The 21,550-nt window shown below is 64.7% G+C and carries 20 protein-coding genes and 1 pseudogene; 12 read left to right on the top strand and 9 right to left on the bottom strand.

The window, feature by feature from the left end:
- The first annotated feature begins 7 nt into the window (after positions 1-7).
- From ruvX to ACTG4X_RS30585, 5 genes are read left to right on the top strand one after another with little or no spacing between them, the layout of a single operon-like run.
- The gene (ruvX, locus tag ACTG4X_RS30605) at positions 8-457 is read left to right on the top strand and encodes a Holliday junction resolvase RuvX (RefSeq protein ID WP_093056775.1); all 450 of its coding nucleotides are present in this window, start codon (positions 8-10) and stop codon (positions 455-457) included.
- A complete protein-coding gene (pyrR, locus tag ACTG4X_RS30600) occupies positions 454-951 on the top strand; it encodes a bifunctional pyr operon transcriptional regulator/uracil phosphoribosyltransferase PyrR (RefSeq protein WP_093056626.1) in 498 nt (165 codons plus the stop codon). Before ruvX ends, pyrR begins: the two co-directional genes overlap by 4 nt.
- Positions 951-1,913: an aspartate carbamoyltransferase catalytic subunit gene (locus ACTG4X_RS30595; protein ID WP_093056625.1), complete on the top strand. Its 963-nt coding sequence runs from the start codon at positions 951-953 to the stop codon at positions 1,911-1,913. The genes pyrR and ACTG4X_RS30595 overlap by 1 nt, the downstream gene beginning before the upstream one ends.
- Positions 1,910-3,193 carry a dihydroorotase gene (locus tag ACTG4X_RS30590; RefSeq protein WP_440532741.1) on the top strand — a complete coding sequence of 428 codons (1,284 nt, stop codon included), beginning with the start codon at positions 1,910-1,912 and terminating at the stop codon, positions 3,191-3,193. The genes ACTG4X_RS30595 and ACTG4X_RS30590 overlap by 4 nt, the downstream gene beginning before the upstream one ends.
- A gap of 27 nt (positions 3,194-3,220) precedes the next feature.
- Positions 3,221-3,967, top strand: coding sequence for a lysophospholipid acyltransferase family protein (locus ACTG4X_RS30585; RefSeq protein WP_093078486.1), 747 nt, complete (start codon positions 3,221-3,223; stop codon positions 3,965-3,967).
- 181 nt (positions 3,968-4,148) lie between these two features.
- On the opposite strand, the gene ACTG4X_RS30580 is transcribed toward ACTG4X_RS30585, so the two are convergent.
- The 3 genes from ACTG4X_RS30580 to ACTG4X_RS30570 all read right to left on the bottom strand — a co-directional run bounded on the left by ACTG4X_RS30580 (position 4,149) and on the right by ACTG4X_RS30570 (position 8,204).
- On the bottom strand, positions 4,149-6,971 hold the full coding sequence (locus ACTG4X_RS30580) for a hypothetical protein (RefSeq protein ID WP_440532740.1): 2,823 nt from the start codon (positions 6,969-6,971) through the stop codon (positions 4,149-4,151).
- Between the two features lie 542 nt (positions 6,972-7,513).
- Positions 7,514-7,870, bottom strand: coding sequence for a helix-turn-helix transcriptional regulator (locus ACTG4X_RS30575; protein WP_440532739.1), 357 nt, complete (start codon positions 7,868-7,870; stop codon positions 7,514-7,516).
- Between the two features lie 124 nt (positions 7,871-7,994).
- Positions 7,995-8,204, bottom strand: a complete 210-nt coding sequence (locus ACTG4X_RS30570) for a hypothetical protein (RefSeq protein WP_440532738.1) — start codon at positions 8,202-8,204, stop codon at positions 7,995-7,997.
- A gap of 284 nt (positions 8,205-8,488) precedes the next feature.
- On the opposite strand from ACTG4X_RS30570, the gene istA (ACTG4X_RS30565) reads away from it, so the two are divergent.
- The 7 genes and pseudogenes from istA (ACTG4X_RS30565) (at position 8,489) to istB (ACTG4X_RS30535) (ending at position 15,916) form a co-directional block, all read left to right on the top strand.
- Positions 8,489-10,039: an IS21 family transposase gene (gene istA, locus ACTG4X_RS30565; protein WP_440532665.1), complete on the top strand. Its 1,551-nt coding sequence runs from the start codon at positions 8,489-8,491 to the stop codon at positions 10,037-10,039.
- Between the two features lie 19 nt (positions 10,040-10,058).
- On the top strand, positions 10,059-10,796 hold the full coding sequence (gene istB, locus ACTG4X_RS30560) for an IS21-like element helper ATPase IstB (protein WP_440532664.1): 738 nt from the start codon (positions 10,059-10,061) through the stop codon (positions 10,794-10,796).
- Positions 10,797-11,195: 399 nt separating this feature from the next.
- A complete protein-coding gene (locus ACTG4X_RS30555) occupies positions 11,196-12,326 on the top strand; it encodes a glycosyltransferase family 25 protein (RefSeq protein WP_440532737.1) in 1,131 nt (376 codons plus the stop codon).
- A gap of 331 nt (positions 12,327-12,657) precedes the next feature.
- Positions 12,658-12,963, top strand: coding sequence for a hypothetical protein (locus tag ACTG4X_RS30550; protein WP_440532736.1), 306 nt, complete (start codon positions 12,658-12,660; stop codon positions 12,961-12,963).
- A gap of 39 nt (positions 12,964-13,002) precedes the next feature.
- Positions 13,003-13,223: pseudogene (locus ACTG4X_RS30545) on the top strand (IS3 family transposase); the annotation flags it as partial.
- A 324-nt stretch (positions 13,224-13,547) separates the two neighbouring features.
- Positions 13,548-15,071, top strand: a complete 1,524-nt coding sequence (gene istA / locus ACTG4X_RS30540; RefSeq protein ID WP_440532735.1) for an IS21 family transposase — start codon at positions 13,548-13,550, stop codon at positions 15,069-15,071.
- Positions 15,072-15,136: 65 nt separating this feature from the next.
- Complete coding sequence (gene istB, locus ACTG4X_RS30535) at positions 15,137-15,916, top strand: IS21-like element helper ATPase IstB (protein WP_440532734.1); 780 nt, start codon at positions 15,137-15,139, stop codon at positions 15,914-15,916.
- 209 nt (positions 15,917-16,125) lie between these two features.
- Here istB (ACTG4X_RS30535) and ACTG4X_RS30530 read toward each other — a convergent pair whose 3' ends face one another.
- The 6 genes from ACTG4X_RS30530 to ACTG4X_RS30505 all read right to left on the bottom strand — a co-directional run bounded on the left by ACTG4X_RS30530 (position 16,126) and on the right by ACTG4X_RS30505 (position 21,277).
- Positions 16,126-16,515, bottom strand: a complete 390-nt coding sequence (locus tag ACTG4X_RS30530) for a hypothetical protein (RefSeq protein WP_440532733.1) — start codon at positions 16,513-16,515, stop codon at positions 16,126-16,128.
- A 158-nt stretch (positions 16,516-16,673) separates the two neighbouring features.
- The gene (locus ACTG4X_RS30525; RefSeq protein ID WP_440532732.1) at positions 16,674-17,267 is read right to left on the bottom strand and encodes a hypothetical protein; all 594 of its coding nucleotides are present in this window, start codon (positions 17,265-17,267) and stop codon (positions 16,674-16,676) included.
- A gap of 632 nt (positions 17,268-17,899) precedes the next feature.
- Positions 17,900-18,121: a hypothetical protein gene (locus tag ACTG4X_RS30520; protein WP_440532731.1), complete on the bottom strand. Its 222-nt coding sequence runs from the start codon at positions 18,119-18,121 to the stop codon at positions 17,900-17,902.
- 82 nt (positions 18,122-18,203) lie between these two features.
- Positions 18,204-18,353: a hypothetical protein gene (locus tag ACTG4X_RS30515; RefSeq protein ID WP_440532730.1), complete on the bottom strand. Its 150-nt coding sequence runs from the start codon at positions 18,351-18,353 to the stop codon at positions 18,204-18,206.
- 139 nt (positions 18,354-18,492) lie between these two features.
- Complete coding sequence (locus ACTG4X_RS30510) at positions 18,493-20,052, bottom strand: bifunctional 3-(3-hydroxy-phenyl)propionate/3-hydroxycinnamic acid hydroxylase (protein ID WP_440532729.1); 1,560 nt, start codon at positions 20,050-20,052, stop codon at positions 18,493-18,495.
- Between the two features lie 256 nt (positions 20,053-20,308).
- On the bottom strand, positions 20,309-21,277 hold the full coding sequence (locus ACTG4X_RS30505; RefSeq protein WP_440532728.1) for a tripartite tricarboxylate transporter substrate-binding protein: 969 nt from the start codon (positions 21,275-21,277) through the stop codon (positions 20,309-20,311).
- Between the last annotated feature and the right edge of the window lie 273 nt (positions 21,278-21,550).

The raw sequence follows: 21,550 nt of genomic DNA, 5'->3' as shown, positions 1-21,550 counted from the left end.
AGCCGCCATGCCAGACGCTCCCGCTCCTACTGCTTCTTCTTCCGTTCCCGCTGCTGCCGTTCCCGTCCCAGCCCATTTCCAGACCTTCCTGGCCTTCGATTTCGGCCTGAAGCGCACGGGCGTGGCCAGCGGCAACCGGCTGCTGCAGACGGCCACCCCCCAGCCCACCATCAAGGCCGAGGGCGACGCCCGCTTCGCGCAGGTCGAGGCCCGCATCAAGGAATGGCAGCCCGACGCGCTGGTGATCGGCGTGCCCTACCACCCCGACGGTGCCCCGCACGAGAACACCCGCCGCGCGCAGAAGTTCGCGCGCCAGCTGCGCGGCCGTTTCAACCTCCAGGTGTTCGAGGTCGACGAGCGCTACAGCACCACCGAGGCGCTGGCCTCCGGCGCGCGCGATGCCGACGCTGCCTCGGCCTGCATCATCCTGGAGCAATTCTTGAGGAGTCTCACGTGAGTTCAATTCCCGATGCCGAAGCGCTCTACACCAAGCTGCTTGCCGGCGTTAAGACGCTGATGCGCCCTGAAACCAGGCTGGTCGGCATCACTTCCGGCGGCGCCTGGCTGGTCGAGCGCCTGCAGAAAGACCTGGGCCTGAGCGGCGCCCCCGGCGTCATCTCGTCGGCCATGCACCGTGACGACTTCGCGCGCCGCGGCCTCTCGGCCAGCGCGCAGACCGTGCTGCCCTTCGACGTGAACGGCACCGACGTGCTGCTGCTCGACGACGTGCTCTACACCGGCCGCACCATCCGAGCGGTGCTCAACGAGCTGTTCGACTTCGGTCGCCCCGCCAGCGTGCGCCTGGCGGTGCTGGTGGACCGGGGCGGACGCGAACTGCCCGTGGCCGCCGACTTCGCCGCCACCACGCTCACGCTGCCGAACACCCAGCTGCTTGCCCTGGCCCGCGCCGCAGACGGCGCCTTCAGCCTCAAGGTGGAGGAAAGCAAGTAATGCTCTACAAGCGAAATCCGCAGCTCAACAAGAACGGCGAGCTGATCCACCTGCTGTCGATCGAAGGCCTGCCCAAGGACATCGTCACGCACATCCTCGACACCGCCGCCAACTTCACGAGCGTGAGCGACCGCGAGGTGAAGAAGGTGCCGCTGCTGCGCGGCAAGAGCGTGTTCAACCTGTTCTTCGAGAACAGCACCCGCACCCGCACCACCTTCGAGATCGCGGCCAAGCGCCTGTCGGCCGACGTCATCAACCTCGACATCGCGCGCTCCTCGGCCACCAAGGGCGAATCGCTGCTCGACACCATCGCCAACCTGAGCGCGATGGCCGCCGACCTGTTCGTGGTGCGCCACAGCGAGTCGGGCGCGCCGTACCTGATCGCGCAGCACGTGGCGCCGCACGTGCACGTGGTGAACGCCGGCGACGGCCGCCACGCGCACCCGACGCAGGGGCTGCTCGACATGTACACGATCCGTCACTACAAGAAAGACTTCTCGAACCTCACGGTCGCCATCGTCGGCGACGTGCTGCACTCGCGTGTGGCGCGCTCCGACATCCATGCGCTCACCACGCTCGGCTGCGCAGAAGTGCGCGTGGTGGGCCCCAAGACGCTGGTGCCGAGCGACATGGCCGGCATGGGCGTGCGCGTGTGCCACACGCTCGAAGAGGGCATCAAGGACTGCGACGTGGTCATCATGCTGCGCCTGCAGAACGAGCGCATGAGCGGCGCGCTGCTGCCGTCGTCGCAGGAGTTCTTCAAGACCTTCGGCCTCACGCCCGAGAAGCTGCAGCTGGCCAAGCCGGACGCCATCGTGATGCACCCGGGCCCGATCAACCGCGGCGTGGAGATCGACTCCGCCGTGGTCGACGGCAAACAGAGCGTGATCCTCCCGCAGGTCACTTTCGGCATCGCCGTGCGCATGGCGGTGATGAGCATCGTGGCAGGTAACGAAGCATGAACACACTGATCACCAACGGCCGCTTCGTCGACCCCGCTTCGGGCACAGACAAGAAGGCCGACATCGCCATCGCCGACGGCAAGATCGCCGGCATCGGCCGCATCCCTGCCGGCTTCAAGGCCGAGCGCACCATCGATGCCGCGGGCTGCATCGTCGCCCCCGGCCTCGTCGACCTTGCCGCGCGCCTGCGCGAGCCCGGCTACGAACACGAAGGCATGCTCGAAAGCGAAATGGCCGCGGCCATTGCCGGCGGCGTCACCAGCCTCGTGTGCCCGCCCGACACCGACCCCGTGCTCGACGAACCCGGCCTGGTCGAGATGCTCAAGTTCCGCGCCGAGAAGCTGCAGTGCGCGCGCCTGTTTCCGCTCGGCGCGCTCACGCGCAACCTCGCCGGCGGCGTGCTGACCGAGATGGCCGAGCTCACAGAGGCCGGCTGCATCGGCTTCAGCCAGGCCGACGTGCCGCTGGCCGACACGCAGGTGCTGCAGCGTGCGCTGTCGTACGCCAGCACCTTCGGCTACACCGTGTGGCTGCGTCCGCAGGACCGCGACCTCGGCAAGGGCGTTGCGGCCAGCGGCCCGCTCGCCACGCGGCTCGGCCTCGCGGGCGTGCCCGTGTCGGCCGAGACGATCGCCATCTTCACCATCGTCGAGCTGATGAAGGCCACCGGCGCACGCGTGCACCTGTGCCGCATCTCCAGCGCCCGCGGCGTGGCGCTGGTGCGCGAAGCCAAGGCGCAGGGCCTGCCGCTCACCTGCGACGTCAGCATCAACTCGCTGCACCTGGTCGACACCGACATCGGCTACTTCGACAGCCGTGCACGCCTGAACCCGCCGCTGCGCCAGCAAGGCGACCGCGAGGCGCTTTCTGCCGCGCTGGCCGACGGCACCATCGACGCGCTGGTGTCCGACCACACGCCGGTCGAGGCCGACGCCAAGACGCTGCCCTTTGCCGAAAGCGAAGCCGGCGCGACCGGGCTCGAGCTGCTGCTGCCGCTCGCGCTGCAATGGGGCGAGCGCAGTGGCGCGGGTGTGGCACGCGCCATCGAGGTCATCACCTCTGCACCAGCGCGCCTGCTGGCCGCTGAAGACGCGGGCACCGGCATCGGCCGCCTGGTGGAAGGCGGCGTGGCCGACCTGTGCATTGCCGACCCCGGGCTCGAATGGCAGGTGCTGCCCGATGCGCTCAAGAGCCAGGGCAAGCACACGCCGTTCGCCGGCTATCCGATGCAGGGCCGCGCACGCCACACGCTGGTGGCGGGCCGGGTCGTGCACGGCTGACAGACAGAAAGAAAGAACGACGCCCCGATGGTTCATTCGTTGAAAGCCTGCTGGCGCCTGCTGCACGCGGTGGGGCATGCGCTGGTCGGCTGGTGGACGATTCGCTTCACCTTTCCCAGCCTCGAGCAGGCAGAGCGCAATGCGCGCGTGCAGGCATGGTCGAGGCGCATGCTCGAGATCATGGGCATCACGCTGAAGGTGCAGGGCACGCCGCCGCCCGAGGGGCCGGTGCTGCTCATTTGCAATCACCTCTCGTGGCTCGACATCACCTGCCTCCATGCGGCACGCCATGTGCGCTTCGTGTCGAAGTCGGACGTCAAGAACTGGCCGCTGATCGGCACGCTTTCCAACGGCTCCGGCACGCTCTACATCGAGCGCGAACGCCGCCGCGACGCACTGCGCGTGGTGCACCACATGACCGAGGCGCTGCGCAACGGCGACCTGATCGGCGTGTTTCCCGAAGGCACGACCAGCGACGGCCGTGGCCTGCTGCCGTTCCACGCCAACCTGCTGCAGGCGGCCATTTCTTCCGGCGCGCCGGTGCTGCCCGCCGCGCTGCGCTTTGCCGATGCCGCCACCGGCGAGACCAGCCAGGCCCCGCGCTACATCGACGACGACAGCCTCGCCGCCTCGCTGTGGAATACGCTGCGCGCGCCGCCGCTGCTGGCCATCGTGCGCTTCGGCGAGCCGCAGGACCCGCACGGCCGCGAGCGCCGCGCCTGGGCGCAGTCGCTGCATGAAGACGTGCAGCAGTTGCGCCGCGAAACACACTGAAGTCAAAAAAAAAGCGCTCCTCGAGGGAGCGCTTAACGACGCAGGAATGCGCCGTGAGGAGGAACCGGGAGCCCTTCGGCAAATGCTGCCTGCCGAAGACCTTCAAGCCTCCACTTTGACCGCGTGCGCGGCCCGTGCCTGCGGGATAAGGCAGGCCGGGCGCGTGGGTGCTTGCCTACAGTCAGCCCAGCAGGCCGTGCAGGATGTTGGTGACCGGGCTCACGACGTGGTTCACCGTCTGCTCGACCTGGCTGGTGATCGGCGCCACCACTTCGGTCAGGCCCGAGCCGACGGCATGGCCCGCGCCTTCGACCACGCTGGCCACCGTGTCGACCACCGGTGCCACGACACCCGTGGCCCCTGCCAGGATGTCCGTTGCCGGAGCCGCGGCGTGGGAGACCGTGCTGCCTACGGTCTCGACTGCCGGAGCGACTGCGTCGCCCGCCGGCTGCAGGACGTTGGCCACGGCGCCGTCGCCGCCCAGCGCGCCAAGCAGACTGCCGACGAGACCGTCCGCGCCCAGCAGGCCGCCGACCAGGCCGTCGCTGCCCAGGAGGTTGCCCACGATGCCGTCCTCGCCGAGAACACCACCGAGCAGGCCGCCACCGCTGCCACTGCCGCCGCCGAGTACGCCGCCAAGGAGGCCATCGTCACCCAGGACACCGCCCAGGAGACCGCCGTCGCCGCCGGTCACGCCGCCGAGCACACCGCCTAGCAGACCGTCGTCACCCAGGACACCGCCGAGCAGGCCGCCGTCACCCAGGACACCGCCAAGGAGGCCACCGTCCCCGCCGAGCACGCCGCCCAGCAGACCGCCTTCGCCCAGGACGCCGCCGAGGAGACCACCATCACCACCGAGTACGCCGCCAAGCAGGCCGTCGTCGCCCAGGACCCCGCCGAGGAGGCCGCCATCGCTGCCAAGCAGACCGCCCAACAGACCACCGTCGCCCAGCACGCCACCGAGCAAGCCGCCGTCACCGCCCAGCAGGCTGCCGAGCGGGCCTTCGGCGCCGAGAAGGCCGTCGTCGGCCAGAACACCGCCCAGCAGGCCGTCGTCACCGAGAAGGCCGCCCAGCAGGCCGTTATCGCCCAGCACGCCACTGAGCAGGCCGCCATCTCCCCCGAGCAAACCGGCCAGGGGTGTCTCGCTCAGCAGGTCGCCAACCGCGCCGTCGGGTCCGAGCAGGCTGTCGACCAGCCCGCCTTCGCCAAGCAGGCCGCCGGTGAGGCCTTCGCTGCCCAGCAAGCCGGCGAGCGAGCCGTCGCCGCCGAGCACGCCGCCCAACGGGCCATCGTCGCCGAGGAGGCCGTCAACACCGCCGAGCACGCCGCCAAGCAAGCCACCGTCACCGCCAAGCAGACCGCCCAGCAGGCCGTCGTCACCCAGCACGCCACCGAGCAAGCCGCCGTCGCCGCCAAGCAGACCGCCCAGCAGGCCGTTATCACCCAGGACGCCACCGAGCAAGCCGCCGTCGCCGCCAAGCAGACCGCCCAGCAGGCCGTTATCACCCAGGACGCCACCGAGCAGCCCGCCGTCACCGCCGAGCAGGCCGCCAAGGAGCCCGTCATCGCCAAGCAGTTGCCCGATCAGACCGTCTTCGCCGAGCACGTTGCCCAGCAGGCTGCCGTCGCCCAGCAGGCCTTCGAGCACCTGCCCGACCACGCCGTCGGTGCCGACCAGTTCGTCCACGAGGCCGTCGATGCCAAGGCCGGTGGTCACGCCGCCGAGCAGGCCTTCGCTGCCGAGCACGTTTTCGAGGATGTTGCCCAACGCATCGGTCAGGTAGTCGACCTGGCCGATCAGCGACCCGACGAGCGCGTCAGTCAAGCCGTCGCCCAGCAGGCCGTCCACCACGGGGGTGAGCACGCCGCCGATGTTGACGGCCAGGTTGTCGACGGTGTTGTCCAGCGGATCGAACGCGTTCGGATCGTCGGGCCTGAACTCGTTGCCCGCGATCGGCGAAAGCACGTCGTCCAGCAGATCCGTGAGGCCGTCGGCTGCGGGCATCAGCGATGCCAATGTGCCGGATGAACTGGCGGCGACGCTTCTGGCCGCAGCGGCGCTGCCACCTCCGAGGCCGAGGACGTTGTCCAGGGAGCCGAGCAGATGGCCGGCGAGGCTGTCGCCTGGATCGAGCAGGTGGTCGGCATCAGCGTCCGCATCGGCGTCTGCGTCTGCGTCTGCGTCTGCATCCGCGTCGGCATCAGCGTCCGCATCTGCATCTGCATCTGCATCTGCATCTGCATCTGCATCCGCATCCGCATCCGCATCCGCATCCGCATCCGCATCCGCATCCGCATCGGCGTCGGCGTCGGCGTCGGCGTCTGCATCACCGTCCGCATCCGAGTCTGCATCTGCATCTGCATCTGCATCTGCATCTGCGTCGGCATCGCTGTCGCCAACGCCCGGAACGAAGAAAGGAACTGCGCCGGCGTCGCTGCCGCCGCCACCGCTCAGCGCGGCGCCGAGCGCGACGGCACCCAGTGCGCCGAGCGCGAATTCACCCAGGCCGATGCCGCTGCCGGCAGCGGTCTTCTTGCTCACCGCAAGCGCTGCGGCTTCCGCGTCGCTGTCGGGCGAAGTCACTTCCAGGTCGCCCGAGGCCACGTCCACATTCACTTGCTCGAGGCCGCTGGCCAGCTTGGTCGTGCTGATGGTGGCGTCGGTGCCGCCCGTGAAGACGCCGGACAGCGGCGCCGTGTTGGTGGCCGATCCGGGGAAGAGAACATTGGCGTGGCCGTCCTGCGGAACGATCACGCGGTCGCCGGCCATCAGCGCCTGGCTGCCGTCGACGGGAATCGAGACGCCGTCGCGCATGAGGACCGTGCCGGGCGTGGCGTTCGACAGCGATCCGATGCCGGCCGGTGCCGCGGGCTGAACTGCGGCGGCGGTAGTGCCCATGGGGGCAATCGGCTTCACTGTCGCCTGGGCGATGACCACCGGCGCGGCACCGTTGTCGGCGCCTCCGGCGATCGAAGAAATCGATGCATTGGCATCCGTCATGGCAGTCTCCTCGGTGGTGGGACTTACTGACGGGGCAACTTGCGTGCCGCATTTTCGCGATACATCGAGCGCGCATGCGCCGAATGTGCAAGCTATTGATTCATATGAATTTTTTGCCGGATCGGTGCCGCGATGGAGATCGGCGAAAGCCCTTGGCTGTGCGCTCTTCGGCGCTTGTTACGTAGCGTTGTTACGCGCTGGGGTCGTAACGAGTGCTCGCGCAACGGCAGTCGCCGAAGGCTTCGGCAACGGGTATCTGAACAGGGGGGCTTGCTGGTGCTCGACAGGAATCAAAAAACGGCCGGACAGCCCTGCCTATGTTGAATTCTCCCCAGCTCAGTCTGAAAAGTATCGACAAAAGTACCGACAAATCTTGACGGTGATTTCTGTACGGAGAGATTTATCTCGGCGCTGCACTCCATCTCGTGAGCCGTACGCCGAGGTTTGGAGGCGTGCCAAATCGTCGGTGCGTTTCGTGGATGCAAAGAGCGCAGGCTGCCACGATGCGTCAGGAGTGAGCGTTCGATCGGCTTTCCTGAATCTCATTTGGTCAACGAGTGGAAATCGGAAGGATTGCCGACCCATGCCTGCAATGCTTCTCTGCGCCATCCTTTTGCTCGTCCGCCGAGCGACACCTGAGGCGGAAAAGCACCGGCAGCAATCCGTCGATAGATGGTGGAGCGACTCAAGGCAGTGATGCGGATCACGTCACCGAGCCGATAGAAGGCCGGTTCAGGCTTCTGCGAAGCGGTCGTAGTGTCCCTGGCATATGGCATGGCTGCACCTTCTTGAGCTTCCTGGCCGCGTGAGGATGCGCGAGTCCTGCGAGGTTCAAAACTCGCTTCAGCGAACTGCGGCGATGAACGTCGCACAGGTTGATCGCCTTCTTCAGAAATCACGCTCAAGCGTCCGGGGCCGGCTTCGACCCGGTTGTCGACTTCACAGCGGACCGGACCTCGGTGCGATGCGGAGCACCCATGCGCTTACGCTTCGCATCCGATAGTCGGTCGATGGCATTCGAGCTTACGCAGCGCTCAATGCACGAGCAGTGCGGCGACGCGCACGGGAGTTGGTGCTGCAGATGTGTCGCTCATCAGCCAGGATGACCGCCATCACCTCGGTGACGCGGCGCTCAACACGGCCCTGCTTGCGGGCGAAGAGCAGAGGTTGGGGCTCGTCGGCCGACGAGGGCAGCGTCTGAGTTGGGGTGTTCTTGTTGATGCCCACGAGCATGGGCGTCAAGACCCTGTTGTGCCCAAGAGCAAGCGCAGATGTGGACGCTTTCCCTCGCTCGCCGCAATCCGGCGCGGCAGTACTGCCTAGGCGGCTCGAGTGCGTATTTCAGCCCATCGTGGACGGCGTTTCAGGCTGATCGAAGACGCCGTTTCAACGTGATCGTGGACGGCATTTCAAACTGATCGTGGACGCTGTTTCAGCGCGATCGTGGACGATTTGGGGAGCGCGCAAGTGATCTTTTGACCGGGCGTCAAGCTCATCGCCTTTTGCGGTGAAGCCTGATGCCCACGAACAGAATCACGATGCGCCGAATCCGAGAGACATTGCGCCTGCACCTGCAGGCAGACCTGAGCTACAACGAGATCAGCCGAGCGCTCAAGATCTCCAAGAGCGTCGCGGGCAAGTACGTCTCGCTCGCCCGCGCCGCAGGCATCGACTGGGTGGTGGCCCAGACGCTCACCGACGAGGAGCTTGAATCCCGGCTGTATCGACCGGCGTTGCCCCGCTCCAGCCACCAACTCAGCCCCGACTTCGCGCTGGTCCATCAGGAACTCAAGCGCGCCGGTGTCACCCTGCAGCTGCTGTGGGAGGAGTACGCCCGCAGCCTCGTCGGGGCAGGCCAGCAGGCCTACAAGTACACGAGCTTCTGCGTGAAGTACCGGGCGTGGGCGCTCGGGCTGAAGCGGTCCATGCGCCAGACCCACATCGCCGGCGAGAAGCTGTTCGTCGACTACGCCGGCCAGACCGTTGCGCTCATCGACGCGGCCACCGGCGAGCTCGCCGCCGCGCAGATCTTCGTGGCCACGCTCGGCGCGTCCAACTACACCTACGCCTGCGCCACCGCGCGTCAGACCACCGCAGACTGGATCGGCGCCCAGGTGCGTGCGCTGGAATTCTTCGGCGGCGTGCCGCGCTTGATCGTGCCCGATCAGGCCCGCGCGTTGATCAAGAGTCCAGATCGCTACGACCCCGAACCCAATCGCCTATACGACGAGTTCGCCACCCATTACGGCTGTGCGTTGCTCGCAGCACGCCCGGCCCATCCTCGCGACAAGCCGAAGGTCGAGAACGCGGTGCTCGTGGTCGAGAGATGGATTCTGGCGCGCCTGCGCAACCGGCGCTTCTTCAGCCTGGACGAACTCAACCGGGCGATCGCCGCGCTGCTGGTCGATCTGAACCAGCGCCCCTTCAAGAAGCTGCCCGGCTGTCGGCGCAGCGCCTTCGAGACGCTGGACGCGCCCGCGCTGCGGCCGCTGCCGCCCCAGCGCTTCGAGGCGTGCCTGTGGAAGAGCGCCAAGGTGAACATCGACTACCACGTCGAGTTCGACGGTCACTACTACAGCGTGCCGCACGCTCTCGTGCGCACCACCGTCGATCTGCGCGTCAGCGCCAGCCTGGTGGAGTGCTTCGCTGCCAACCAGCGTGTGGCCTGCCATGCGCTGAGCCACCGCAAAGGCGCGCACACGACCGCGCCCGAGCACATGCCGGCGTCGCACCGCGCCCACCTGGAGTGGACGCCCCAGAAGCTGATCGACTGGGGCCGGCGCATCGGCGTCAGTGCGGCGGCGGTGGTGACTTGGCAACTCGAACACCGCCCGCATCCGGAGCAGGGCTACCGCGCCTGCCTGGGGTTGCAGCGCCTGGCGCGCGAGTACACGCCGGCACGGCTGGAAGCCGCCTGTGCTCGAGCGCTCGCGATTCGCGCGCCGACCTACCGCAGCGTCGCCTCGATATTGAAGAACGGCCTGGACCGCCAGCCCGCCCTGTTCGCGACGACACCCACGCCGCTGCCCGCTCACGAGAACGTGCGTGGCCCGGACTACTACCACTGAACCACTCAAGGAGATGACGATGCTGAATGAACACACCCTGGACCAACTGCGCAGCCTGCGCCTGGACGGCATGGTGCGCGCAATCGAGGAGCAAACTACGAGCACCGCGGCGGCCGCACTGGGCTTCGACGAGCGCCTGACCATGCTCGTGCAGCGCGAGATCGCATGGCGCGACAACAAGCGGGTGGCGCGTCTGATGAAGGCCGCCCGGTTGAAGGTCAGCACGGCCTGCGTGGAGGACATCAATTGGCGCGCGAGTCGTTCGCTGGACCGCGCCCAGGTGGCCGCGCTGGCCGGCGGCGACTGGCTGCGAAACGCGCAGAACTTGCTGATCACCGGCGCGACGGGATGCGGCAAGACCTGGTTGGCATGCGCGCTGGCGCACCAGGCGGCAAGGTCGGGCTTCTCGGTCCTGTACACCCGCGCTGCGCGCCTGTTCGATGAGCTGCAGGTCGCCCACGGCGACGGCAGCTTCACCCGGCGTCTGGCGCAGTTGGCCAAGCTCGATCTGATCGTGATCGACGACTTCGCGATCTCCCCGGTCGGCGCGCCCGAGCGAAACGATCTGCTGGAGGTGCTGGACGATCGCGTGGGCACGCGCTCGACGCTGATCACCAGCCAGTTGCCTGTACGAGCATGGCACACCTACCTGGACGACCCAACCCTCGCCGACGCGATCCTGGAGCGTGTCGTGCACAGCAGTCACAAGATCGAGCTCAAAGGCAAATCGCTGCGCGATGAGGAGCCCATGAAATGACTACCGCGCTCACCGCCCACGACTGTGGGCTGCAAGACGACTTATCCACCGCGTCGGCCGGTACGTCGCAAGCGCCGTCCGCCGCCGTGGATAAGTCTGCGCCGCAACCCTCACCAAACATCTGGAACCTCGCTTCGCGTCAGTGCGCTTCAAACTGATCGTGGACGATTGAGATACATTGAACCCCTTGCTTGCGTGCATCCCCTGCACGTCCACGATGGCGCTGAAACAGCGTCCGCGATCAGCCTGAAACAGGCGTCCACGATCGCTGAAATGCGCACCTCGAGCGTACAGACCGCGAAGGCGGTTGCCTTCCAGAACCACAGCCAACCATCGCTTCGCCCACCGAGAGGCGGCTGAATGCGCGGGGCAGGATGCAGCCCCATCGACAGAACAACGATGTCGCCGGCCACCGTCTCCAAACTGTTTGCTCATTGTCTGTTCATCATCGCGCCTCCGAATCAGGTCGCACCATGCAATGAACTCACCTCTTTTGTCGCAACGCTATCTCGCCAGCATTTCGGCTTTGTGCTTGGTGATCATTCCTGCAGCGAACGCGGAAATCGTGTGCATCAACGACCCCGTTCCTGCTCCAGTGCCGCGCACAAGGCTGCCTCCGGCGATGCACGCTCCCAGACCACGCCGGATTCCGGCGACCGGATGGTCGTTGGGGCCGATATCGATGAACGCCATCGTTTGGAAACTCGACAGTCGGAGCCGGCTTTCCTGTTCTTGATTTCCTTCATGACCCGCGAATACATTCCTTCCTGTCCGAAGCTCCAGACTTTTGTCATCAACCTCGATCGATCGCCAGATCGCATGGAGGCGATGCGGCGGCGATTGGGTCGCGTCGATCTCTCGTGGCGGCGGATCCCTGGAGTCGATGGGAAGACCCTCGACCTGGCGCTGCATGCCGATGTCGACGAGGCGGGGTATCGACGCAGACACGGCAAGAAAATGAACCCTGCCGAGGCAGGTTGCTATCTCTCCCATCTGGAAGCGCTGCGTCAGTTTCTCGCGGGGCCTTGCGACTGGGTGCTGGTGCTGGAGGACGATGCCGACTTTCCAGAAGACTTCCAGCAACTTCTGCAGAGCCTTCTTGCTTCCAATGAGCAGTGGGACATCGTCAAGCTATCCAGTTTCCATTCGGGAACACCGATCTTCACTGCAAGTCTTCACCACCCCTACGAACTCGCAATACCACTCTCGCGGCACATGAATGCGAACTGCGTGCTCTACAACAGAAATGCTGCCCGCACGCTCTCGAAGTATTTGCTTCCGATGAGTCTTCCTTACGATCACGCCCTTGAACGCGCGTGGCTTTTCGGACTGAAGCTGCGAGTCGTTGTCCCGTCGCCTTGCCCGTCCGATACCGGGTTGACCTCCACCATTGGAGATCGCAAGCAGCTGAAGCTTTACAAGTTTCCCCTGTATCGGCGATTACCCGCCATGCTGTTCCGCCTGCAAACAGAAGTCGCTCGATTCGGCTTTGGATTGATGCAGTTGTTTCACACGACACGAGGTCTGTAGTTCGAGAGGGCCGAGCCAGGTGACTGGCACTCAGGCTTGAGAGGTCTGTCGCATGCGCGGCGGATCGCGAAGCTCGGACCGTGACGTCGTGGTGAACCTGCCAGGGTCGCGCGATTCAGGCGCTTGCATCTAGCCAAGGCGAAGTCCGCGGAACTCCAGACCCACCTGATTCCGCCGAGTGAAGGTCTTCATTTTTTCTCCTTCTTCGAAGTTCAGGATGTCGGTCATGGACCATCCATGGCATTACGTCTCGCTCGGTGCCTCCTAGGTGCCGTAACTCGACAGCCTATTGGTGCCGGCGCGTGTGAACGATTCTCTATTGGAGCTTGCCATGGTGGCACGATGGCACAAGACGCAGCCCTTTCCTTTCGTTCAGTCGCGGCAGAGAAAACTCCGCCAGGTATGGCGTTTCGTGATGGGGCTGCTGGCCGTCGGCGTCCTGGCGTTCGGCATCTTCATCGCGGCCACCGACACATGTGAAGCCGCAGAAGTCGGCGCTGCTGGCAACCATGGCCGGTCTACCCTTGCGCCGATCACGGCCGCTGGTGCCAATGCAGCCCCTGCCGACCTGCGTGGCGGCAACTGCAAGCCCAAGCGCGACACCCGCCGCATCAGGGACCCGAAGACGCGGTCCTGAGTACGTCGCGGTTGCCCATGCTCGTGTCGAACCGCCTCATCTGCGCCGCTGACGCCCGAACAGAAGATCAAGGCCCTCGATGTCCAGCTTCGCGAAGCTGACGAGGAAGCTCCGCTGCTCGAGGCCGTGCTCCATATTCTGAAGAAGGACTCCGAGGTGGGGCATGTCGCAAGAAAAGCCTTTGGCAAGTCCTCCCGCAAAAGCGCCTGTCGAGGCTGAGTGTCTCGAGGGCCTGCTGCTACTGGGGCATCAGCCGTCAGGGAGACTCCGCAGCCGGGCCGAATCCTTCGGTATATCTTTGTTTGCTCATGGCACCTCCTATCGGGCCTCAGGCTCGAGTGCGTATTTCGGGGCATCGTGACCGCCGATTTCGGCATCGTGACCGGTCATTCCGGCGCATCGTGACCGGTCCGCGTTTCGGACCATCGTGACCGGCCGTTTCGGCATCGTGACCGCCCGTTTCGGCGTTCATGACCGCCGGTCCGGAGCCTTCCTGAGGAGGCGCCCGGGCGTCGGCGGCGCTGCGTAGAGAACTCAACCCCTGGGCACCGTAGCCTCGGCGGCTTTGCCGTCGAAGGAGCGGGATGCCCAAGCAACGAATGTCTCTACCCATGATCAAGGATGTCATCCGCCTGAAGTGGCACGCCCAGCTCTCTTACGAGCAGATCGCCACTACCCTCAAGGTCTCCAAAGGCGTCGTCGCCAAGTACGTCAGCCTGGCCACAGTCGCCGGCCTGGACTGGGAGAGCGTGCAGCATTGGAACGAGCGGCAGCTCTCGAGCGCGCTGCTTCCCCGGGCCTCCACCTCGCAGCCCTTCGTCGAACCCGACTGGGGCCGCATTCATCGGGAGCTCGACCGCAAGGGCATGACGCTCATGCTGCTGTGGCAGGAGTACGTGGCCGCCCATCCCGATGGCCGCACCTGGCGCTACACGCAGTTCTGCGAGCACTACAAGGAGTTCGCCCGCACGCTCAAGCGCTCCATGCGCCAACACCGGCGCGCCGGCGAGAAGCTGTTTATCGACTTCGCCGGCCCCACCGTGCCACTGAGTGACGGCGCCCGCGCCCAGGTGTTCGTCTCGGCCATGGCCGCCTCCAGTTACGTCTTCGCCTGCGCCACCCCGGCCCAGCGCCTGGATGACTGGATCGACTGCATGGTGCGTGCGTTGCACTTCTACGGCGGTGTGCCGCAGTTGATCGTGCCGGACAACGCACGCGCGGTCATCGCCTCGCCCGACCGCTACGAACCACGCGCTAACGACACCGTGCTCGACTTCGCCCGCTACTACGGTACCTCGGTGCTGGCCGCCCGCCCACGAACCCCAAGGGATAAGGCCACTGCCGAGTCTTCAGTGCAAGTCGTCACCCGTTGGGTGCTGGCGCGGCTGCGCCACCATCGCTTCGACACCGTCGCCCAGGTCGATACCGCCATCACCGAGCTGCTATCGAGCGTGAACGACCGGCCGTTCCAGAAGCTGCCCGGCAGCCGCGCCAGCGTGTTCGCCGAACTGGATGCGCCGGCTCTGATGGCGCTGCCGCGCCAACCCTATGAGCTTGCCCGCTTCAAGACGGTGAAGGTCCACATCGACTACCACGTCGAGCTGGAGGGCCACCGCTACAGCGTGCCTCACGCGCTCGTCGGCCAGACCCTGGAGGCGCGCCTCACCCGCCACGGCGTAGAGCTGCTGCTGCGCGGCCAGCGCGTGGCCGCCCACGCCCGCAACGAGCGCCGCGGCGGCTACACCACGGTGGAGGCCCACATGCCCGCTGCCCACCGCGCCCACCTGGAGTGGACGCCTCAGCGTCTGATCGATTGGGGGCAACGCATCGGCATGGCCTGCGGCGAACTCATCACCCGGCTGCTGCAGACCTACAAGCATCCCGAGCACGGCTACCGCTCCTGCCTGGGACTGCTGAACCTGTCGCGCCGATATGGCGAGGCACGGCTGGAGGCGGCCTGCGAGCGGGCCCTCGCACTGGGCGCCTTCCGCTACCGCCATGTGCGCGACCTGCTGGCCAACAACCGTGACCAGGTGCCGCTGAATGCCGAAGCCGAATGGACCAGTCCGACGCACGCCAACCTGCGCGGACCGGGCTACTACCAGTGAGGACGACCGACCTCACCAGCCCAGAGCCCACCATGAACTCATCCAATCCATTGCACCCACACGCCATGCTCAACAACGCCACCCTGACCCAACTGCGCGCACTCAAGCTGCAGGGCTTTGCCGACGCCTTGCAGCAGCAGCAAGAACAGGCCGACTGCCTGAACCTGTCGTTCGACGAGCGACTGGCCCTGCTGGTCGAGCGCGAGGTCTATGCCCGAGGTGACCGCAAGCGGGCCCGGCTGCTGCAGCGTGCCCAGCTGAAGTACCCCACGGCTACCTTGGAGGACGCCAGCTTCGAGGCGGTGCGCGGCATCGACAGGTCCACCTTGATGGGCGTCGCACTGTCGACCTGGATCGAGCGGGGCGAGACGCTGACCTTCGCCGGCGCCACCGGGCTGGGCAAGACGTGGTTGGCCTGCGCGCTGGCCCAGTACGCCTGTCGCCAGGGGCACTCGGCGCTGTACTTGAGGGTGCCACGTCTGGCCGAGGAGCTTCGCATCCTCCACGGCGCAGGCACCTTCCGACGTTGGCTCGAACAGCTTGCCAAGGTCGACGTGTTGATCCTGGACGATTGGGGAACGGGTCCGATGGACAGTGTCACCCGGGGTGACCTGCTGGAGGTCATTGATGACCGGGTGGGCCACCGCGCGACGATCATCACGCACCAGTTGCCCATCGAGCATTGGCACGCCTGGCTGGGCGACGCCACCATCGCAGACGCCATCCTCGACCGATTGATGCAAAGCTGCCGGCGCTTCAATCTCGAGGGCGAGTCGCGTCGCACAGGCAAGGCCGCGCGGGCAGCAGCCAAGTCAACAAAGGCAGTTCAGGAGGCCAGCCAATGATCTGATCGAATCTGACCCCCTAAACTCTGCCCCCTGCGCAGCACCGCCATCGACCTGGGCGGTCACGATCACCGAAACGCGTGGTCACGTTGCCGAAATGACGCCGAATTCACCCCTCGGCGTGCCGGTCACGATGGGCCGAAATGGGCGGTCACGTTCGCCGAAATACGCACTCGAGACTCAGAGGTACCAGGAAAACCTGGGGCAATTCACTTGTAGGCGGTGATTAATAGCTTGCGGGTGGAGTTAAGCAAGAATCTGAATGTGACATTGGGATGGTCCAAGGCAACCTTTCCATGGGAATTGGTTTCCACGAATCCATGCGGGCCCTTGTTGTCATTTTTCTTCAGCCAATTGATGGTGTCTTTGATTTCCTGAATCTTCGGAGCATGGTCTTGAGAGGCGAAAATCCAGTCGCAAAATATCTCGCCGCTGAGCTCCCAGTGAAAGTACTTGAGTTTTCTGGGCATGAGGATTTGCTCGGTGACGATCTTGTTCAATGAAACTTTGCGGGTGGACGGCAAGCCTTGACGTACCCACTTCACTACCGCATCGCCTTCTAGCTTTTCATTTACCTGCCTGAGTTGCTCGGGGCTCAATAAATTCGCTGGCCCATACTCGTCGGCAAAATTTGCGGCCGTAAGGCAGAGGCGCGGATAGCGTATGTTGAAACTTTTTGTCTCCTCTCCAATGACGACCAGATCCGCGTGCGATTAAAAGCTCTGAACATGGTAATCGTGGTCAGGGAAGCACCCAATTAAATTGGCAACAATCTCTTCGGCCTTGGCGGCTCTGGTTTTTCCAGGAAGTTTTTTTGTTGATCCAAATGTATGCCGACATGGTGCAAGCCGGCATTGCAATGCTCCCTGAACCAGTTGAAGAAGGCCGCAGATTCTTCGTAATTCAGCTGATGTTCTTCTGAATTGGGTATGAGAAGGGTGGATCTATGATTTAACTCGGAGCTGCGGTCTCTCAGATTCTGGAGGTCCACGCCGAACGCCGTTGCCCATTCAAGTTGCTTATTGAACTCGGCCTCGTCTCGCTGCCAATCGCGCAGGACGCTTGGAGGTATGTATTCGGCTGCCGTCGGGTTGTATCGAAATTGCCTTTGTGGCTGCGTAGGCTGTGTTTGAGTCTGAACCGCCGGCATGGGTGCTGTTGGCAAAGCTACTGGTGGCACAGGCATTACCTGCACAGTCAACGTCGGCACGGTCACTATCTGCGGAGGCACTTCCGCCACGAGCACTGGAACAGATTCCGCCAAGGCAATTGGAGGAGGACGTACCTGCACCGGAGTTTCTAGCAAGGGGTCTGGACGGGCGGTGGCCGCCAAAACGCCTTGTCGGTTCATGTGATCCTCGTGGGCTCGAGGAACGACAAGCACCTGCTGTCTTCGAAGAAAGTCTCGATGGAGGCGGGCGGCCCATTTCCTTTGTTGGCGGTCCGCTGCGCGTGCATCTTGGCGAAACTGCTTTCCTGCTGTCATAAGTACTCATCCATTGAATTCGATTACTTCATTTTTCTATGAATGAAGCCGGATTTTGGGTGGCCCTTGGGCAACGCCAAGGCCGCGTGACGGGAATTGAGAAGTCGCCGGAAATTCTAGAGGCCAGTTATATAAATCATCAAGCGAACTCCAAACAACGTTCCAGGCGATCTGCCTTTTTGATATGGCCACTTCTGTCGATGGCAAAAGAGTGCACACCAACAACGGCACTTTGCTCAAAATTTCTACCAATTCGGACGGGCGCAACAATCTGCCCGAAGGTTCTCCTTCAGGCCCTTGAGGACTTGCCCCCATTACCGAAAAATTCCGGGATATTTTTCTTGCGCATCGTCCGTCATGCTGAACGTCCATCGCACGAGTCCGGCAATGACCGACGTGATAGGCGGCATAGGAATGCGCACGGGCGTGTGTATTTCCTCGTGCCGCAGCGTCAGCGTCCTGCCGTTCCATCTTGACCCGGCCCGAGTCCGTGATCCTCAAGAGGCGGTGGTCGATCCAGCGAAGCCGACGCACGCCGCGAGGTTGAGGGTGACCAGCAGCAGATATTTCTCAGCATCGGCGCGCACGCACGCAGCAAGTCGTGGTCGCCGAGGCATCCGCAGACGAACGCGATCAGGTAGCGCTCGAGATGCCACGACGCCCTTGGAGATGCCGGGCGAGGCGGCGATGCGCTCATGGCAGAGGCGGGCTTCAATCAAGGTTGGGACGTAGGACGTCTCTGATCTTACGGACGTCGAGTACTGGCAAAGGTCGCGCTGCCTTGCTTCATGCCGCGGGCCGTCATGTCCAGGTCGCGAACATCCGATCGGACTGCTGCTCGATCCGTGCGGTGAAGCTCGGCAGATCGACAGACAGCTCCAAACGTCGGCACAGCGCATGCAGCGTCTGGATCGTCGCATGAGCGATCGCTTCCGGATTGCCAACGCTCACCGCATCTGGGCACGCTCACAGTGCCGGGTCGGGCCGAGGTGCCACAGCAACACGTACCCGGGCGGTTGACAAACACCAGGGCCGAACGGCCAGGTGTCCAGGACGCATCGTGTGCAATCCGCGTGCTCTCGATGTCGATTCATGTGGTCAGGCTCTGAAGAAGCCGTTGAAGCAGGGGGATCGCCTCTGCCGGGGTCTGCGCGGTGCCGTACACATAGTTGTCGGGTCTCGCGATGACCACCGACTGGCCCAAGGACGCCAGCCAAGGCGCCATGACCGCCTCAAGTTCTTCCACGTGGAGGGACGGTGTTCTCGTTTGTTTCGTCGAGCCCACCTGGACCAGCGTTCCGCCGCACGATGCCAAAAGGCCGAGCAGCTGCGTTTCCACTGCCGCATCGAGTTCCCCGAGAACCATGACCCGGACGCCACGCCCGCACAGGTCGTCCAGTCGGCCTTCGAGTCCCGACGCCCTGACACGGGGCTGCGGAACCAGTGAGCCGGCGCCGGGCGCGTCCGGTGCGATCAGGCCCTGCCTCAGGGGCGGAATCATGTTCTGGCGAAACACGGTTCGCACCTGCCCGCCCTGTTCGGCCAGAAGACGTTCGTCGCGCCTGTGCGCCAATTCGGGATCGCGCTCGCAGATGACGCGCCCCAACTCGATCGCGGTCAGCGTGGTTTCGACGACGTGGGGCCGGCGTTCCTCGCCATAGGAGTCGAGAAGCGAAGCCGGCGACGAGCCGCTCAAGACCCGGTCGAGCTTCCACGCCAGGTTCTGGGCATCTCGAAGCCCCTGGACCATCCCTTGCGCCATGAAGGGCGGCGTCATGTGCGCGGCATCACCTGCCAGAAGGATTCGGCCTTCACGCCACGTGCTTGCCACCAGCCCGTGGAACCGATAGGCCGCAGCGCGCCAGAGCTTGCCGTCTTCGGGCCTGATCCAGCGTTCGAGCAGCGGCCACAGTTCGCTTTCCGGAAATTCAGGAGACAGGCTCTCCCCAGGCAGGAGCATGATTTCCCACCGGCGGTGGTTGCCCGGCAACACGACGAAGGTCGACGGACGCCCTGCCTCGCAGTACTGAACTTGGGTCTGCGGCAGGTTGTCGAGCTTGTCCTCGTTGACGAGGACGTCCACCACTAGCCAGGGCTCATGAAAGTGCAAATCCTCCAGTGGAATCCCGAGGCGCGTGCGGATCGGGCTTGCACCGCCGTCGCAGGCCACCAGGTACCTGCCCGTGACGCGCGTGGTCGGTTCCTCCCCGCGAACGCGCACGTCGATCCAGGCGCCTCCGGCATCTTGACCTTGCGCCGTGACCTCGGTCTCCAGATGCACCTGCACCGTCGCCAGTTCCGAGAGCCGGGTTCGGATGATGCCCTCGAAGGCGGGCTGATCGAACACGTAGTTCGGTGCCCAGCCGAGGCGATAGGGTGGGGGCGCCATGTCCAGACGCTTGATCAACTGGCCTTCCATGCCGCGGTATTCGCTGGGGCGGTAGGGGGCGGTGTGCTTCTGGATTTTTTCCGCGATGCCAAGCTCTTGCATGATCCGCATGACCTCGTGGTCGAGGCCGATGGCCCTTGGCAAGGGATAGAGATCGGGCAGCCTGTCGAAGGCGGCCACCCGGACGCCGCGCTGCCCCAGCAGCGCAGCGAGTGTTGCCCCGGTCGGGCCAAGGCCCACGATGATGACGTCGACGTTCATTGCGAACCCATTGATGCGCTTGAGGCGTGGAACAGAGGAGAAGATGTGCCGACTGGAAGTGGATCAGGCGGCAACCGTCACGGCGCTGCCGCTTTCCCTATGCGCACGATGACGGTGCCGGGGCAGCGCCTGCCCGTCAAGCGCGCCGCGTGCGCGTGCTGCAGTGTCTTGGCGATGCGTGCGGCAGGTCGATCGACGTCGTCGTGCGCTGGCGCGCCAGGGCGAGTGATGCTGCACGCCGGCAGCCTTGCGCGCATCAGGAGTCCAGCGAGATGCCGGTCGTCTTCACGATGCCCTGCCAGCGCCTGTAGTCCGCTTCGAGAAGGTGCCTGAGCTCCGTGGCGTCCGCCGGGCGCGGCTCCACTTCCAGCCGCTTCGCTGCGGCGGTCAACTCCGGCTTGCCGACGGCAAGCCGGAGTTGATTCTGAAGCTTGGCGACCGCATCGGCGGGAGCCTTCGATGAAGTGAACAGGCCATACCACTCCACGAGTTCGAGGGCAGGTCGCTTGAGCTCGGTGAAGGTCGGCACCGCAGGCAGCGAAGCGACTCGGCTCGGGTTGGTGACGGCAAGGATGCGTATCCGTCCGGTCTTGTGATACTCGAGCAGCGTCGGCAGGGGGTTGAAGGTCGAGGCCACCTGGCCGCCGATCAGGTCTTGCAGTCCGGGCGCGACACCCTTGTAGGGCACGTGCACGAGGGGGGCCCCGATCTCGCGACCCAGGATGGTTCCCAGAAAGTGCGGTGCCGTGCCGGAGCCCGGCGTCGCGAAAGTCGCTTCCTTGGCGTTGTTCCTCGACCAGTCGACGAATTCCGCGAAGCTCTTGATGGGCGAGGTTCCCGGAACCGCGAATCCGAAGGAGTGATCGCACACGCCTCCGACAGCGGCGAAATCGCCGAGGCTGTCGAACATGGGCTTCTTGTAGAGGTGAGGCACGAGCGACAAGATGGACGATGGCGTCAGCAGCAGTGCATTGCCGTCCGGTGCAGCCATGCGCACGGCCTCGGCGGCCAGTTGGCCGGAGGCTCCCGGCTTGTTGTCGACGATCATGCTTTGCCCCGGCGGCGTCATCAGGGGGGCCAGCACGCGGGCAAGGCTGTCGGCTGTGCCTCCGGGAGGGAACCCGACGATGATCCGGGCCGCATTGGCGGACTGGGCGAATGCAGCGAGGCTCTCCCAGCCCAGCCCCATGGCCGATGCAGCAGCAAGGAGTCGGCGTCTGGTCAAGGTGTTGTTCAAGGTATGTCTCCAGGATTCATGCACCGGCGTGGCGGCGCGGATGGGAATGAGTGCGACAGGAGGTGAACTGCCTGCGCGCGCTGCCGTCTCGCGCCGGCTGCAGGGTCGACGTTCGAGACGCGCCTGCGGATCTCGATCGAAGACATGGGAGGGCTCTTTGCCGCAGCTGGCGATTGAATGTGCACGAAAAAGAAGTTTATGCATAAAAATAGAAACGCCCTCGGTGTTTTCCCTGCATGCTTTCTTTCTTTGTGCATAAAA

The organism is Variovorax sp. YR566 (assembly GCF_051992195.1).
Taxonomy (GTDB): Bacteria; Pseudomonadota; Gammaproteobacteria; order Burkholderiales; family Burkholderiaceae_C; genus Variovorax.
Note: the sequence above shows the minus strand (reverse complement) of the source record. Positions and strands in the feature narration are given on the sequence as shown.

What these genes read in the sequence shown, in the direction of transcription:
- ACTG4X_RS30510 (WP_440532729.1), bottom strand. Translation starts at nt 20,052, where the DNA reads ATGAACGTCGACGTCATCATCGTGGGCCTTGGCCCGACCGGGGCAACA.
- ACTG4X_RS30595 (WP_093056625.1), top strand. Translation starts at nt 951, where the DNA reads ATGCTCTACAAGCGAAATCCGCAGCTCAACAAGAACGGCGAGCTGATC.
- ACTG4X_RS30525 (WP_440532732.1), bottom strand. Translation starts at nt 17,267, where the DNA reads ATGAACCGACAAGGCGTTTTGGCGGCCACCGCCCGTCCAGACCCCTTG.
- ACTG4X_RS30570 (WP_440532738.1), bottom strand. Translation starts at nt 8,204, where the DNA reads ATGCTCGTGGGCATCAACAAGAACACCCCAACTCAGACGCTGCCCTCG.
- istA (WP_440532665.1), top strand. Translation starts at nt 8,489, where the DNA reads ATGCCCACGAACAGAATCACGATGCGCCGAATCCGAGAGACATTGCGC.
- ACTG4X_RS30585 (WP_093078486.1), top strand. Translation starts at nt 3,221, where the DNA reads ATGGTTCATTCGTTGAAAGCCTGCTGGCGCCTGCTGCACGCGGTGGGG.
- ACTG4X_RS30580 (WP_440532740.1), bottom strand. Translation starts at nt 6,971, where the DNA reads ATGACGGATGCCAATGCATCGATTTCTTCGATCGCCGGAGGCGCCGAC.
- istA (WP_440532735.1), top strand. Translation starts at nt 13,548, where the DNA reads ATGCCCAAGCAACGAATGTCTCTACCCATGATCAAGGATGTCATCCGC.
- ACTG4X_RS30550 (WP_440532736.1), top strand. Translation starts at nt 12,658, where the DNA reads ATGGTGGCACGATGGCACAAGACGCAGCCCTTTCCTTTCGTTCAGTCG.
- ACTG4X_RS30590 (WP_440532741.1), top strand. Translation starts at nt 1,910, where the DNA reads ATGAACACACTGATCACCAACGGCCGCTTCGTCGACCCCGCTTCGGGC.
- istB (WP_440532734.1), top strand. Translation starts at nt 15,137, where the DNA reads ATGCTCAACAACGCCACCCTGACCCAACTGCGCGCACTCAAGCTGCAG.
- ruvX (WP_093056775.1), top strand. Translation starts at nt 8, where the DNA reads ATGCCAGACGCTCCCGCTCCTACTGCTTCTTCTTCCGTTCCCGCTGCT.
- istB (WP_440532664.1), top strand. Translation starts at nt 10,059, where the DNA reads ATGCTGAATGAACACACCCTGGACCAACTGCGCAGCCTGCGCCTGGAC.
- ACTG4X_RS30555 (WP_440532737.1), top strand. Translation starts at nt 11,196, where the DNA reads ATGTCGCCGGCCACCGTCTCCAAACTGTTTGCTCATTGTCTGTTCATC.